The organism is Agrobacterium salinitolerans, from assembly GCF_027498475.1.
Taxonomy (GTDB): Bacteria; Pseudomonadota; Alphaproteobacteria; order Rhizobiales; family Rhizobiaceae; genus Agrobacterium; species Agrobacterium salinitolerans.
In genome coordinates this window covers 174,804-189,740 of record NZ_JAPZLN010000004.1, presented here as the reverse complement: position 1 = coordinate 189,740, position 14,937 = coordinate 174,804, and the positions used below count along the sequence as shown (strand labels likewise).

14 protein-coding genes are annotated in these 14,937 nt (G+C 59.8%); 6 read left to right on the top strand and 8 right to left on the bottom strand.

What is annotated here, in order from left to right:
- Positions 1–195: 195 nt before the first annotated feature.
- The 4 genes from O9X91_RS16070 to O9X91_RS16055 form a co-directional block, all read right to left on the bottom strand.
- Positions 196–1,125: a sugar phosphate isomerase/epimerase family protein gene (locus O9X91_RS16070; protein WP_137411347.1), complete on the bottom strand. Its 930-nt coding sequence runs from the start codon at positions 1,123–1,125 to the stop codon at positions 196–198.
- A gap of 96 nt (positions 1,126–1,221) precedes the next feature.
- The gene (locus O9X91_RS16065; RefSeq protein WP_077983544.1) at positions 1,222–2,394 is read right to left on the bottom strand and encodes a Gfo/Idh/MocA family protein; all 1,173 of its coding nucleotides are present in this window, start codon (positions 2,392–2,394) and stop codon (positions 1,222–1,224) included.
- 79 nt (positions 2,395–2,473) lie between these two features.
- Positions 2,474–3,376: a sugar phosphate isomerase/epimerase family protein gene (locus tag O9X91_RS16060; RefSeq protein ID WP_142913504.1), complete on the bottom strand. Its 903-nt coding sequence runs from the start codon at positions 3,374–3,376 to the stop codon at positions 2,474–2,476.
- 125 nt (positions 3,377–3,501) lie between these two features.
- Entirely contained in the window at positions 3,502–3,804 is a 303-nt protein-coding gene (locus tag O9X91_RS16055) for a type 1 periplasmic-binding domain-containing protein (protein WP_244614268.1), read from the bottom strand.
- A 148-nt stretch (positions 3,805–3,952) separates the two neighbouring features.
- On the opposite strand from O9X91_RS16055, the gene O9X91_RS16050 reads away from it, so the two are divergent.
- Positions 3,953–4,993, top strand: coding sequence for a LacI family DNA-binding transcriptional regulator (locus O9X91_RS16050; protein ID WP_077983543.1), 1,041 nt, complete (start codon positions 3,953–3,955; stop codon positions 4,991–4,993).
- A 9-nt stretch (positions 4,994–5,002) separates the two neighbouring features.
- Here O9X91_RS16050 and soxG read toward each other — a convergent pair whose 3' ends face one another.
- Genes soxG through O9X91_RS16030 form a run of 4 tightly spaced genes read right to left on the bottom strand, consistent with a single transcriptional unit; the run spans position 5,003 to position 10,042 of the window.
- Positions 5,003–5,539, bottom strand: coding sequence for a sarcosine oxidase subunit gamma family protein (soxG, locus tag O9X91_RS16045; protein ID WP_142913503.1), 537 nt, complete (start codon positions 5,537–5,539; stop codon positions 5,003–5,005).
- Positions 5,532–8,495, bottom strand: coding sequence for a sarcosine oxidase subunit alpha (locus O9X91_RS16040; RefSeq protein ID WP_142913502.1), 2,964 nt, complete (start codon positions 8,493–8,495; stop codon positions 5,532–5,534). The genes soxG and O9X91_RS16040 overlap by 8 nt, the downstream gene beginning before the upstream one ends.
- Positions 8,492–8,767, bottom strand: coding sequence for a sarcosine oxidase subunit delta family protein (locus O9X91_RS16035; protein ID WP_142913501.1), 276 nt, complete (start codon positions 8,765–8,767; stop codon positions 8,492–8,494). The genes O9X91_RS16040 and O9X91_RS16035 overlap by 4 nt, the downstream gene beginning before the upstream one ends.
- Before the next feature lie 24 nt (positions 8,768–8,791).
- A complete protein-coding gene (locus O9X91_RS16030) occupies positions 8,792–10,042 on the bottom strand; it encodes a sarcosine oxidase subunit beta family protein (RefSeq protein ID WP_142913500.1) in 1,251 nt (416 codons plus the stop codon).
- An 89-nt stretch (positions 10,043–10,131) separates the two neighbouring features.
- Between O9X91_RS16030 and O9X91_RS16025 the strand changes: the two genes are divergently transcribed.
- The 5 genes from O9X91_RS16025 (at position 10,132) to O9X91_RS16005 (ending at position 14,891) form a co-directional block, all read left to right on the top strand.
- On the top strand, positions 10,132–11,106 hold the full coding sequence (locus O9X91_RS16025; protein WP_142913499.1) for a GlxA family transcriptional regulator: 975 nt from the start codon (positions 10,132–10,134) through the stop codon (positions 11,104–11,106).
- Positions 11,107–11,139: 33 nt separating this feature from the next.
- Positions 11,140–11,820 (top strand): helix-turn-helix domain-containing protein, encoded by a 681-nt coding sequence (locus tag O9X91_RS16020; RefSeq protein ID WP_162520544.1) that lies wholly within the window; start codon positions 11,140–11,142, stop codon positions 11,818–11,820.
- 96 nt (positions 11,821–11,916) lie between these two features.
- Positions 11,917–12,822, top strand: a complete 906-nt coding sequence (locus O9X91_RS16015) for a class II glutamine amidotransferase (RefSeq protein ID WP_142913498.1) — start codon at positions 11,917–11,919, stop codon at positions 12,820–12,822.
- A gap of 37 nt (positions 12,823–12,859) precedes the next feature.
- Positions 12,860–13,546, top strand: coding sequence for a GltB/FmdC/FwdC-like GXGXG domain-containing protein (locus tag O9X91_RS16010; protein WP_077983536.1), 687 nt, complete (start codon positions 12,860–12,862; stop codon positions 13,544–13,546).
- Positions 13,547–13,562: 16 nt separating this feature from the next.
- A complete protein-coding gene (locus tag O9X91_RS16005; RefSeq protein WP_142913497.1) occupies positions 13,563–14,891 on the top strand; it encodes an FMN-binding glutamate synthase family protein in 1,329 nt (442 codons plus the stop codon).
- Positions 14,892–14,937: the final 46 nt, after the last annotated feature.

The following is a 14,937-nucleotide window of genomic DNA, read 5'->3' as shown; positions in this document are numbered from 1 at the left end:
ACGGGATATCGGTCGCTATTGGTATCGCCCATCCCCGCAGCGCGGATGGGATGTCCCGCTTTATCTCAAGACCGACCAGCAGGACGAGGCCTCCCAAGGCCCTGAGACCCAAGTTTCCTCCGGAATTTCGGAGAGTCTTCGATTTCTTGCTCCGCGACCAAAATTCGGAAGAAGTTCAGTGGCTCAGGTCAACGCTTAGAACCCGCACTCGGCGAGAAATGCTCTGCTGGCCGCCAGATCGTCCAGAATGCCGCCGGCATTGCGCGGGTCGCGCTCCTGTTCGATGGTGATATAACCGCCATAGCCAAGTTCCGTCAGAAGGCGGCGGATGGCCGGATAATCGATTGAGCCGCGACCGATAGGGCACATGACGCCCTTGGCGCAGGCGTCGAAGAAGCGGATGCGTTCTGCCATCACCTTTTCAAAAACCGTGGCGTCGATGTCCTTGAAATGAATATAATCGACGCGATCCCAATAGCGACGAAGCGTGGTGACGGGGTCCATGCCCGAATAGGCCATATGGCCGGTATCGAGGCACAAGCCAGCCAGATCGGCGGGAATGTCGTCGACGATCTGCTGCAACTCATCGGCAAATTCGATGTAACCGCCGGCATGGGGGTGGATGGTGGCGCGCACGTCATATTTGTCACGGGCGAGGGTTGCGATGGCGCGGATGTTTTCGACCATGCCGCTCCATGCGCCGCCATCGAGGCGCGGCGCACGATCGGAATGGCCGGCGGCATAGTCCCGCTCGTCATGGCCCCAGTCCATCACCGTCAAATAGGGGGCGGAAAAGCGTTGGCCGGCATGGGTTTCCGGTTTTGGCAGGCGGGTGATCAGCGCGCAGATTTCATCAGTCTGGCGCAGCAGATTGTCGCGGTTCTGAGGTGAGACCAGATCGTCGAAGATCGTGCCGGCGACGATCTTCAAGTCGCGCCCATTGAGCGCCTGCGAAACGCGCTCGAGGTCGAGCGGCAGATAACCGTAGGGGCCGAGTTCCAGGCCGCCGAAACCGGCGGCCTTTGTCTCGTCCAACACCTTTTCCCAATGGGGCAGATGGGGGTTTTTGACGTCGTCGACGCCCCAGCAGCAGGGAGCGGTGGTGATGGTGATCTGGTTGGTCATGGCATCCTCGGGGCGCAATTGATGCTGGCCGCGTTCTGCGGCCCGAAGCAGGTCTCGGCGGCTGATAGTGGCTTGAAGGGCGTGTAGCCAATCTGATTATGCGAAGTCGATCCAGGCGGCGCCGGCGTCGGCCGAGCGGACGCAGTTCTCCAGCCAGCGAACGCCTTCGGTGCCGGCCGCGATGCCGGGATAATGGTGGGTTTTCAGGAAAGCCCTGTCACCGCGGTTTGCCGCGTCGATCGCCTGGGCGATCCAGAGATAGATATTCGACCAGCTATCCCCGAGACCTTCGGTATGCAGCGCGCCCATGCGGTCTATGGCGAGGCTTTCCTGTTCCAGATAAGGCATGCCGTGATGCAAGATGCGACCGGGTTCGCCCTGAACCTCGTAGATCAGCTGGTCGGGGTGGGAATCGGACCATTCGAGTGAGGCCTTGGAGCCGACGAAACGGTAACGCTGCGACCCCATATTGCCGGCATTCACCGAAGAGACCCAGAGACGGCCGCGTGCGCCATTGTCATAATGCATCAAGACCGTGGCGTGGTCTTCCAGCGGGGCGCGCGTGGGGATGAAGGCCTTGCGGTCGCAGAGCAGCCGTTCCACCTTCATGTGAGGGAGCACGATTTGCGAGAGATAATAGAGATGCGTTCCGATATCGCCGAGTACGAAGGTTGGGCCGGCGGTGCGGGGATTGGTGCGCCACTTGACGGCTTCGCCCGCGCCCACGTCGTCACCTGCATTGAAGCCGTGGGTATATTGCAGGTCGACGATACGGATGTCGCCCAGCATTCCCTTTTTGACCATGGCCGCCATCTGGTGGACGAGCGGATGCCCGGTATAGCCATAGGTAACGCCGACAATCAGCCCCTTCTGTTCGGCCAGCCGCGCCACCTCATCGCATTCGGCCACCGTGAAGAATAGCGGCTTTTCGCAGATGACATGCAGTCCCGCCTGAAGACAGGCTTTAGTGATTTCGTAGTGGGTGAAATTGGGGGTGGCGATGGAGACGACGTCAACGCCGTCTTCGCGCGCGGTTTCGCCGGCAATCAGCGCCTTGTAATCCTGATAGCAGCGTTCCGCTGCCACGCCGATGTTGACGCCGAAATCGCGGCCCATTTCTGCATCGAGATCGAAGGCGCCGGCGACGAGCTGGTAGCCGCCGTCGCGCAGAGCGCCTGTGCGATGTTTGTAGCCCACCTGTCCTGTGCGACCGCCGCCCACCATGGCCCAGCGCAACGGACGCGAAATCAGTCTTTCTCCATTGATCATGTCAATCGTCTTTCCATTTGATCGTTCGAATGACGGTGTTCCCCAAGGGCCGTCTCGGCCGCAGCGCCCGGCTGCCTCGTTATTTTCTGAAATAAAGGTCGATATAGTCCTGCATCTTGGTGCGCATGAGCCGGCCTGATTCATCCGCCCTGTCCTCCCAGGCGAAGACGCAGGAGGTCATGATGCCGTCAAAGCCGATTTCGGAAAGCGTGGCGAAGAAGTCGTCCCATGGCACTTCGCCCTGGCCGATATTCAGGTGCTGGTGCACTCGCGCCTGCGTGCCCGGCGGGTTGAGGATATAGCGCAGCCCGGAGCTGGCCTTGTGGTTGAAGGTATCGCCCACATGCACATGGGCGAGCACGTCCTTGGCTTCGCGCAGCATCGCCTTGGTGTCGTCGCCGAAATAAAAGGTATGCGGTGCGCAATAGAGGAACTTGACGTTCTTCGAATTGACGGTGCGGATGATGTCCAGCGCCGGCTGCAGCGTTTCGCACCAGTCTTCTGGATGCGGCTCGACATGCAGGTTGATGTTTTCGCGCTCGAATATCGGCACCAGTTCTTCCATCGAGCGCCACCAGGCATCCTCGCAGGCCTCGATCATCGAGCCGGTGTGGCAGCAATAACATGAACCCTTGTCGGGATGCGGTCCGCGGCCGAATTCGGAGTTCATCGTGTCGACATCGAGTTCGATGGCGATCTCGATGGCGCGTTTCCAGTGTTTGACCGCCGCCTGCCGCTCGGTTTCGTCATTGGAGGCCCAGCGATACATCGGCAGCAGCGAGGCGATGCCGACATCAGCGTCCCTCAGCGCCTTCTTGAAAGACTTGATCCGCTCGGGAAAGGCGCGCGGTGCCTTGAACCATTCGAGGAAATCGGCGCGCGGACTGAGTTCGATCCAATCGTAACCAAGTTCCTTCACCTTGGCGGGAAGGACTTCAAGGCTGAGATGGCGGTGCATATGGGGGTCTAGGGCGATTTTCAACGGTCCTGATCCTTGCTTTATGTTTTTGTTTTTACGAATTTCCCGGACGTAAAAGCGCAATCGCTCTTACTCGAAATGCTTTAATTCGATGGCGGCTGCGGCGGATGGCCCGTCATGGTTGGCCATTAAATTTTCCACCTCGGCGCCGAGATCGGCGACCGCCTCACCGCGACCTTCTGGCCGATGGCGGCCTGGATCAGCTGCACCACATCTGGCGCGAAATTGTCATAGGTCTGCAAACGCAGGTAGTTGACCTTGCCGCCATTCGCCTCCGCCGCGAGGCGTGCGTTGTTGACATCCTTTTGGATGAGGTTCCAGACCGCATCGTCATTCTTGTCGCCGACAAGGGCTATAGTGGCTGCAACCGCGCCGGACGCCACCACGAGCGACACCGCGCCCGTTGCGAGAAATTTCCTGACAAATGCCATTGCTTCCTCCCTGCCCATTCTCCCGACGGGCCTTAACGACAGGAGGGTTTATATCTTCCATCCTCGTGGAAATGGAATTTATATTTCATTTAATGTTGCAATAAATATCATTTTATGTCATTCATGGATGATACAATTGTGAGGCGTCATGAATCGACCGACCATTGCCGATCTTGCGAAAGCCGCCGGTGTAAGCATCTCCACGGTCAATCGGTTGCTGCACGGCTCGACTGCCGTACGTCAGGATACGATCGACCAGATATTCAAGGCGGCGGAGGAGATCGGTTTTTATGGTCTCGGCACCATCAGGGACCGTCGCCGCGAGGCCATGCCTCATCACCGGCTCGGTTTTCTGTTACAGCAATCCCACCGGTCGCTTTACCGGCTTTGGGCGGAAGGGATTGTCGCTGCCGCACGCCAGCGGCCGGATAGCATCATCGAGCCGGATATCGTTTTCGAGGATGATCTTTCACCGGAAGCTGTGTCCTCCGATCTCTTGAAGATGGGACAATCCTGCGGCGCAATCGCGGTGGTGACGGCCGATCATCCGCTCGTCAGCCAGGCGATCGACGAGCTGCGAGGCAAGGGCGTTCCCGTGGTGACTTACGTATCCGATCTGTCGGCGGCGAGCCGCGCGGGCTTTGTCGGCACCGACAGCTGGAAACGCGGCCGCACGGCGGCATGGTTCCTCAGCCAGACGGTTAAGGGCGAGGGCGTGGTCGTGCCGCTGATCGGTAGCAATCGGTATCAGTGCCAGGATGTTTCGGACGCAAGCTTCCGCTCCTATATGCGCGAAAACACACCCGAACTTCAGGTCGTGGAAACCCTGCTGACCCACGAGGAACCGGAAAATGCCTATGTCATCGTGCGGGATATGATTGCTGCCGAACCGGGGCTCAGGGGGATTTATGTCAATGGCGGCGGCATATCGGGTGTTCTGCGTGCACTCAGGGAATTGCCTGCCGAGCGGCAGCGCGACATAAAAATCATTTGCAACGACATCGGACCGGAAACAAGAAAAGGCCTCAACGAAGGGCTGATCACCGCCTCGCTGCCGCTTCCTCTCGACAGGATGCCGCAGCAGTTGATCGACGTGATGTTGCGGCGCATCGAGAACGGAGATTCGTCCTCCGTTGAACAGCGGATCGTTCCTTTCGAAATCCTGACGCCCGAAAGCATCTGGACCTGACCGGCACGATCACTGGAATTCGAGGCTCATCCGGGCAAGGTCGTCCCACAGGCTTTCGGCAAAACCGCGCAGCACGATGACTTCGAAGACCCGCCCGTCAAGCCGGGTGAGGTGGGCGGCGATGTGGCCGATCAGCGTCGCGACGGAATGTCCTACCGGGAAGGCTACTAGAGACAGGTCGACCGCCGTGCCTTTGGCCAGAACCCGCTCGGCCATCTTGCCTTCGATGCGAATGCGAACGCGTCCCTGGCTCTGGTCGACACCCGTTGCCTGAGGTTCGAGCGCCGTAAGAAGCGCCTTCACATCAGCGTGAGGCAGAGGTTGTTCACCGACGATAAACCATTGGCCCGGTGAGAACGCGCGTATATCGCCTTTGGCAAGGTGGCGAAGGCGGGCTTCCAAATCCGTTGCGTCGGGTGCGGCCAGAACATGGATGATCGCGCCTTCCGGCAGGGGAGAGAGCTTGATGGCGGTGGAGGCAATTGCCCGCTTCGCGCCCAGCACCGGGCGCAGCGCCGGCCGGAAGCCAGACTTGAAATCAGACATGGAGTTTCTCGTTTTGAGGATCGACAAAAACCGGGTTGCAAAGGCGGGCTTGAGTAAATTCGCTACGCAGGCCGTTCCAGACCATGATTTCCTCGCCATGCCGCGCAGGGCCATTCTTGACCAGGGCGAGACCGATCGTTGAACCTAAATGCGGTGAGAACGCGCTGGAGGTCACATAACCCTGATCGTTCTCCAGCGTTGCCGCGGCATCCTTCGCAAGAATATGCGAGCCGGTGCGGAAAGACTGTTTTGGATCAAGCGGCACGACGCCGACGAGGCTCGGACGGTCGGTGGCGGAAAGCCCCTCGCGTTCCAGCATCCGTCGGCCAATGAAATCGGCCTTCGTGGCGGAGACCATTTTGCCGAAGCCGAGATCGGCGGGCACCACCGTGCCGTTGATTTCATTGTGGGTGACATGGCCCTTTTCGATACGCAACACACCGAGCGCCTCTACGCCATAGGGCATGATATTCTCCGGCTTGCCAGCTTCCAGCAGCGCGTCGGCAACGCTTTCACCGTAACCGGCCGGGACGGCAAGCTCGTAGGCCAGTTCACCGGAAAAGGAGATCCGGAACAGGCGTCCATGCAGTTGCCCACCAAACAGGGAGACTTCCCGGGCTGCAAGGAAGGCAAAGGCCTCGTCGGAAATATCTTCATCGACGATCCTCTGGAGAATGGTGCGTGCCTTCGGCCCGGCAATCGCCATCTGCGCCCACTGGTCTGTGACGGAGGCAAGTCGCACGTCGAGGTGCGGCCAGAGCGCCTGCGCGCAGAATTCCAGATGGTTCATAACGCCCGCCGCATAGGCGGTGGTGGTCGTCATGAAGAAGCGGTTTTCCTCCAGCCGGCTGGTGGTGCCGTCGTCATAGATCATGCCGTCTTCGCGCAGCATCAGGCCATAACGCGCCTTGCCGACCGGCAGCTTGAGAAAGGCGTTGCAATAGACCCGGTTGAGGAATTCGGCGGCGTCCTTGCCGCAAATCTCGATCTTGCCGAGCATCGATACATCGCAGAGCCCGGCATTCTTGCGCACATTCAGAACCTCACGGTCGACGCTTTCCCGCCAGCCGTTTTCACCTTCGCGCGGAAACCAGGAGGAGCGATACCAGAGCCCGGTTTCGACGAAGACGGCCCCGTTTTTCTCGGCCCAGCCATGCAGTGGCGATTTGCGCACCGGCTGGAAATGCTGGCCATGATAGGCCCCAGTCAGTGCGCCGAAGGAGACGGGCGTATAAAACGGCCGGAACGTCGTGGTGCCGACATCCGCCGGGGAGATACCGCGCGCTTCGGCCAGCAGCCCGATGGCATTGACATTCGACAGCTTGCCCTGATCCGGCGCCATGCCGTTGGTGGTGTAGCGTTTGGCGAGTTCGACATGGCCATAACCTTCACGGATGGCGAGGCCGAGATCCTTGCGATGAACGTCGTTCTGGTAATCGACAAAGGCTTTGGCCTTGATTCCGGGAATGGACCAGAGCGGCATTGCGGGCGGGGCTACGATATCGTTTTCCACGGTGCCGAATGTCAGGGCGGTTGATGCAAAGCCGAGCTCTTGTGCCAGCGCTGCGCCCTTCCGCGCACCATCCTCAAGGCAGACGGCGATACCGTTTGTTGCGGAAACCGCGCCGGCGAGCTCCAGCCCTTTGAGATTGCCGGGTGCCAGAAAAGCGGCTTGGTCTTCCGACCAGACCGGCTTGCCGCCGCGATGGCAGGCGAGATGGATGATGGGGCTGAAGCCGCCCGACATGGCCAGCGCATCTACATTGAGGTTTTCCGAGCGGCCATTCGCATAAATCTCGATGGCGGAAAGCGCCTTGCCGCCCTTGGCATTGGATACGACGCCACCCCTGATGACGCGTGCCTTGCCGTCATAGCCCGAGTGACCCTGTTCGCGGCTATCGATGATGGCGGCAAGAGGAATACCCCGTGCCTCCAGATCTTGGGCGAGCGCATACCCGCTGTCGTTGGTGGTAAAAATTGCCGTCGCCGTGCCGGGGCTTATGGCATAGCGGTTGAGATAGCTGCGCATGGCGCCGGCCATCATCACGCCGGGAATATCGTTGCCGCCGAACACCAGCGGCCGCTCTTCCGTGCCGGTGGCGAGCAGCGCACGCTTGGCCACAATGCGCCACAGGCGCTCCACGGGCACATGTGATTTCGGGTTGGCCAGGTGTTTCTGCACCCGCTCCACTGCGCCGAAGACATTGCCGTCATACCAACCGAAAGCCGTGGTTCGCGTCAGCACCGTCACATCAGGCAGGGCTTCGAGTTCGGCGACACAGTGCGCGGCAAAGTCGGGAGCGCTCCTGCCGCCGATGATGGCGGTTTCGGACAAAAGTCCGCCGCCTGCCACAGAATGCTCATCGACAATGATAACGCGTGCCCCTGCGCGGCCGGCTGCAAGAGCAGCGGCGAGTCCTGCCGCACCAGAGCCGATCACCAGCAGATCGCAATGCGCCCAGCATTTGTCATAGGTATCCGGGTCCGCCTCGTGGCTCGCCTTGCCGAGACCGGCGGCCTTGCGGATGAAAGGCTCGTAGATTTTTTCCCAGAAGGCGGCGGGCCACATGAAGGTCTTGTAGTAGAAACCCGCCCCGACGAAGGGTGAAAGCAGGCCGGTCAACGCGCCGATATCAACGTCGAGCGAGGGCCAGCGGTTCTGGCTTTTCGCTTCCAGCCCGGCATAAAGCTCTTGCATGGTGGCGCGTGTGTTCGGCTCGGTGCGGCCACCGCTGCCAATGGTCATCAGCGCATTCGGCTCGGCGGCGCCTGCCGTCAATATGCCGCGCGGGCGGTGATATTTGAAACTGCGGCCGACGAGCTGCTGGCCATTGGCGAGCAGGGCGGAGGCGAGGCTGTCACCCGCAAAGCCTGACATCGGCTTGCCATCGAAGGTGAAGGAAAGCGGTTTGGAGCGGTCGATCAGACCGCCGGTCTTCAGGCGGTTGGAACTCATGCGCTTGTCACTTTCGTCTTGTCGGCAGCATCGCGGCAGGCGGATATTTCGTGGCTGACGGTATCGCGGGCCACGACCAGCCAGCGGCGGCAACCGGAGGTGTGGTGCCAATATTCCTCATAGGAGCCGCGCGGATTGTCGCGCAGATAGACATAGTCGAACCATTCATCGGTGCCGGCATAGGCGGCCGGCCTTTGGAGGGCTGCACCCTTGATGGTGAATTCTTCCTTGGGTCTTGGCCCGCAATGCGGGCAGGGCACCAGACTTGCCATTTCAGATGTCCTTGCTGCGCAAAATCAGTGAAGGTTGGGCTGGGCGCCCTGACCCTTTTCATCGATGAGATAACCGCGCCGGAAGCGGTCCAGCCGGAAGGCCGTCGCCGTCTCCTGCGGTGTGCCGCGAGCGAGAAGATGGGCGAAGCAGAAACCGGAGGCGGGCGTCGCCTTGAAGCCGCCGTAACACCAGCCGGCATTGAGATAGAGATTGTCGATCGGGGTCTGGTCGATGATTGGCGAACCATCCATCGACATATCCATGATACCGCCCCAGGAGCGTAACACCCGGACGCGGGAGAGCGCCGGTATCATCGCCTTGCCGGCTTCCGCCACATGCTCGACCGTCGCCAGATTGCCGCGCTGGGCGTAGGAATTATAGCCGTCTATATCGCCGCCGAAGACGAGGCCGCCCTTGTCCGATTGCGAGACGTAAAAATGGCCCGCCCCGAAAGTGACGACGCCATCGATAAAGGGCTTCAGCCCTTCCGACACGAAAGCCTGTAGCACATGGCTTTCGATCGGCAGTTTCAACCCGGCCATGGCGGCCACCTGCGAGGAATTGCCGGCTGCCGCGAGCGCCAGCTTGCCGCAGCCGATGAAGCCCTTGGCGGTCTCCACACCCACGACCCGGCCGTTTTCGCGGCGAATGCCGGTTACCTCGCAGCCCTGAATGATATCGACGCCGCGGCTGTCTGCGCCGCGCGCATAACCCCAGGCCACGGCATCGTGACGCACGGTACCGCCGCGTCTTTGCAGCAGGCCACCCTGCACCGGAAAGCGGGCATTGTCGAAATCGAGAAACGGCAGCATGGCCTTGACTGCGGCGCGGTCCAGCAAATCGGCATCGACGCCGTGCAGTCGCATGGCATTGCCGCGCCTTGTATAGGCGTCGCGCTGGGCATCCGAATGATAGAGGTTCAGCACACCGCGCTGGGAAACCATGGCGTTGAAATTGAAATCCTGCTCCAGCCCTTCCCACAGTTTCATCGAAAGCTCGTAAAACGGGTTGTTGCCCGGCAGCAGATAATTGGAGCGGATGATCGTGGTATTGCGGCCGACATTGCCGGAGCCGATGTAGTTTTTCTCCAACACCGCGACATTGGTGATGCCGAATTCCTTGGCGAGATAATAGGCCGTCGCCAGCCCATGCCCACCGCCGCCAACGATAATGACATCATAATGCGGTTTCGGAGAAACGTCCCGCCAGGCGGGTTTCCAGGATTTGTTGTCGAAGAGACCATTCTTGAAAATGGAAAAGGCGGAATAGCGCATCTGCGTACCTCGAACGATATGGCGCAAGCTTACCGGCGTCGTTCGAAAGGGAATTGCAAATAAAGGACATAATGATTTAAAAAAGAGACATGACGATCATTGAGCAGAAGAATGTCCAGCGCATTGGTTTCATCCTAGTTCCGAATTTCGCGCTGATGTCTTACGCCTCGGCGGCAGAGCCGCTGCGGGCCGCCAATCTAATCGCCGGAACCGATCTTTACGATGTGGTTCCGCTTTCTTTCGATAGCGAGGCCGTCAGAAGTTCTTCCGGTATCATTGTCGGCTGCGAGGCACTCGCCACCGCAGGCGAGAGATGCCACACGATCTTCGTCTGCGCGGGGGGCGCGCCGCAGGACTGGACTGTTGCGGAAAATTCCTACGGGACTTTAAGGCGGCTGGCGCGGCAGGGTGTCAGGATCGGGGGCATTTCAAGCGGCGCTTATGTGCTGGCAGCGGCGGGATTACTGGAAAACCGAGATTTCACCATCCATTGGGAGCATGCGTCGGTACTGAAAGAGGCCTTCGGCCACCTCACGCCCCGGCAGGCACGGTTTGTTTTCGATGGAGACCGCATCACCTGCGCTGGCGGCGTTGCCCCCCTCGACATGATGCATGCGATGATTTCGCAGAGAATGGGCGCGCATTTCGCAAGGCGTGTCAGTGACTGGTACCTGCATACGGCGGTCGCCGAACCCGGCGCACCGCAGCGCGGTTCCTCGGCGGAGCGTCATGGCACCAACCATCCGGCCCTGTTGACCGTGCTGGAAAAAATGGCAACGACCATTGAAAGCCCGCTTGATCGGCAGACCATGGCGAAATTGGCGGGAACCAGCGCGCGCCACCTCGACCGGCTTTTCGCAACCCATCTGAAAACGACGTTTTTGGGAACATACCGCGCGATCCGCCTCGATCACGCCCGGCGATTGCTCGAGCAAAGCCCGCTCTCCATCGCGGAAGTTGCCTTCGCCACCGGCTTTTCCAGCGCCGGACATTTTTCAGGGAGCTTCAAGGCCCGGTTCGGCCATACCCCAAATACACTGCGGCAAAGATTTCTTCCGAATTAAAATAGTTTTCCTGTAAGGAAGGAAAACACGATAATGCCGGAGGACCCCATGGCGAAGGATGCCACCCAGAGCGAAGCTGCGCAGTTCCTGTCACAGGATCCGCATGCCGTTCGTGAGCCGAGAGTGAATAATCTGGAAATGGCGATCGGCCACGAGGTTCGCGCCTATCGAAAGAAGCTCGGCATCACCGTCACCGATCTTGCTTCGGCCACTGGCGTTTCCGTGGGCATGCTTTCCAAGATCGAAAACGGCAATATCTCCCCATCGCTTACCACCCTGCAGACGCTTTCAAAGGCGCTCGGCGTGCCGATCACGGCTTTCTTCCGCGGTTTCGAGGAACCGCGCAGCGCCACTTTCGTCAAGGCGGGGCAGGGCGTGAATATCGAGCGCAGGGGTACGCGCGCCGGTCATCAATACAGCCTGCTTGGCCATATCGACAACAATACCAGCGGCGTCACCGTCGAGCCCTATCTCATCACGCTGACCAAGGACTCGGATGTGTTCCCAACCTTCCAGCATGAGGGAATGGAGTTTCTCTACATGCTGGAAGGCGAGGTGGTTTACCGCCACGGCGAGCAGCTTTTCACCATGCAGGCCGGCGATAGCTTGTTTTTCGACGCCGATGCACCGCACGGGCCGGAGGAATTGGTGAAGCTTCCCGCCCGTTATTTGTCGATCATTTCCTATCCGCAAAGGCGGCTAGGCAACGATTGATAATTTGCCTTAGAAGAAAAAAATATTCCTCATAGTTGACGGAATAGAATTCCATATGTTAGCCCTTCATTCGGAAACGAATGGAGGCGCCTGTCGATGTGCGGCATTGTTGGACTATTCCTGAAAGACAAAAGCCTTGAGCCGCAGCTGGGTCAGCTGCTCTCGGACATGCTCGTCACCATGACCGATCGCGGGCCGGATTCAGCCGGCATCGCGATCTATGGAAGTGCGGCCGATGGCCGTGCGAAAGTGACGATCCAGTCGGCCGATCCTGCCGCCGATTTTTCCGGCCTCGCCGCAGCGCTGAAGGAAAGCGGCGTCGATGCCGCGGTCACGATAAAAAGCACCCATGCTGTTCTCGATATTCCCGCCGAAAAACTGGATGGTATCCGTCCGGTTCTTTCCGCAATCCGCCCGAATGTGCGCGTGATGGGTTCCGGCGACAGTGTGGAAATCTATAAGGAAACCGGCCTGCCGAAGGATGTCGTCGCCCGTTTCGACGTGCGTTCCATGGCCGGCAGCCATGGCATCGGCCATACCCGCATGGCAACGGAATCGGCAGTGACGACGCTTGGCGCGCACCCCTTTTCCACCGGTGCCGACCAGTGCCTGGTGCATAATGGTTCGCTTTCCAACCACAATAATCTGCGCCGTGAACTGGTGCGCGAAGGCATGACCTTCGAAACCCAGAACGACTCGGAAGTTGCGGCCGCCTATCTCACGGCGGAAATGGCCAAGGGCAAGGATCTGGGCGAAGCACTGACAAGTGCGCTCGATGATCTCGATGGTTTCTTCACTTTCGTCGTCGGCACCAAATCCGGTTTTGGCGTGGTGCGTGATCCCATCGCTTGCAAGCCTGCTGTCATGGCCGAGACCGACCAATATGTCGCTTTCGGTTCGGAATATCGCGCTCTGGTCAACCTGCCCGGCATTGAAAATGCCCGGGTGTGGGAGCCGGAGCCGGCGACCGTCTATTTCTGGGACCATGAAAAGGCCGCCTGAGACCCGTCATCGGCGCCTGTTTTGAAAGTCATAATCCATGCCAGTTTTCGATCTCTCCCAAACACCCTTGCGTGAATTGAATAGCGCGCTCCACGGTCTTTCCTCCGGTGTCAACGATACCGAATTCGAAGTCGTCAATCCGCGCGGCCACCATGCCGTCGCCGTTGGCATCGACAGCCCCGTCACCGTCGATGTGCGCGGTTCGGTCGGTTATTATTGCGCCGGCATGAATGATGGCGGCACAGTCACCGTTCATGGCTCGGCCGGACCGGGCGTTGCCGAAAACATGATGTCGGGCACCGTCGTCATCGAGGGCGATGCTTCGCAATATGCTGGCGCCACCGGCCGCGGCGGGCTTCTGGTCATAAAGGGGAATGCCGCCTCCCGCTGCGGCATTTCCATGAAGGGCATCGATATCGTCGTGAAAGGCAATATCGGCCATATGTCCGCCTTCATGGGCCAGTCCGGCCATCTCGTCGTCTGCGGCGATGCGGGCGATGCGCTGGGCGATTCCCTTTATGAGGCGAAGCTTTTCGTGCGCGGCTCGGTGAAGAGCCTGGGTGCCGATTGTATCGAGAAGGACATGCGGCCGGAACATCTCGAAAAGCTTGCAGAGCTTCTCGAAAAAGCCGGCGTCACGGATGTCAGCCCAAGCGAGTTCAAACGCTATGGTTCGGCCCGCACGCTCTATAATTTCAACATCGACAACGCCGACGCGTATTGAGGCGAGGGATTTTCAGATGAGCTATCACAACCCCTTCACCCCGCCACGTAGATCCGCAACCTTCGACGACCATACGCTGGCGGAAATCCGCCGCGCGGCGGCGACCGGCATCTATGACATTCGTGGTGCGGGCACCAAGCGCAAGGTGCCGCATTTCGACGACCTGTTGTTTCTCGGCGCCTCCATCTCGCGTTATCCGCTCGAAGGTTATCGCGAGAAATGCGATACGACCGTGACCCTCGGCACGCGCTTCGCCAAGAAGCCTATCACGTTGAAAACGCCGATCACCATTGCCGGCATGAGTTTTGGCGCGCTTTCGGGCAACGCCAAGGAAGCGCTCGGCCGCGGCGCGACAATCGCTGGCACCTCCACCACGACGGGCGATGGCGGCATGACGGATGAGGAGCGCGGCCACAGCCAGACGTTGGTCTATCAATATCTGCCCTCGCGTTACGGCATGAATCCGAAGGATCTGCGTCGCGCGGACGCCATTGAGGTCGTTGTCGGCCAGGGTGCGAAGCCGGGTGGTGGTGGCATGTTGCTCGGCCAGAAGATTTCCGATCGCGTCGCCAATATGCGCAACCTGCCGAAGGGCATCGATCAGCGCTCCGCCTGCCGTCATCCTGATTGGACCGGCCCCGACGATCTGGAAATCAAGATCCTCGAACTGCGCGAAATCACCGACTGGGAAAAGCCGATCTACATCAAGGTCGGTGGTGCGCGGCCCTATTACGACACCGCACTGGCGGTGAAGGCTGGTGCCGATGTGGTGGTGCTGGACGGCATGCAGGGCGGCACGGCCGCCACGCAGGATGTCTTCATCGAAAATGTCGGCATGCCCACGCTTGCCTGCATTCGCCCCGCCGTTCAGGCGCTTCAGGATCTCGGCATGCACCGCAAGGTGCAGCTGATCGTCTCCGGCGGCATTCGGTCGGGTGCTGATGTCGCCAAGGCGCTGGCGCTTGGTGCGGATGCTGTCGCCATCGGCACGGCGGCGCTGGTGGCGCTGGGTGATAACGATCCGAAATGGGAAGACGAATATCAAAAACTCGGTACGACAGCAGGCGCTTATGATGACTGGCACGAAGGCAAAGACCCCGCAGGAATCACCACGCAGGATCCCGAACTTGCCGCACGCCTCGATCCCGTCGCCGCCGGCCGCCGTCTTGCCAATTATCTGAAGGTCATGACGCTCGAGGCGCAGACCATCGCGCGCGCCTGCGGCAAGAACCATCTCCATAATCTGGAGCCGGAAGATCTGGTGGCGCTGACGATGGAGGCCGCCGCCATGGCGCAGGTTCCGCTGGCGGGAACCAGCTGGTTCCCGGGCAAAGGCAGCTTTTAAGCCATAAAGACGGACGGGCGCATTTGGGAGGATGTGCCCGTCTTTT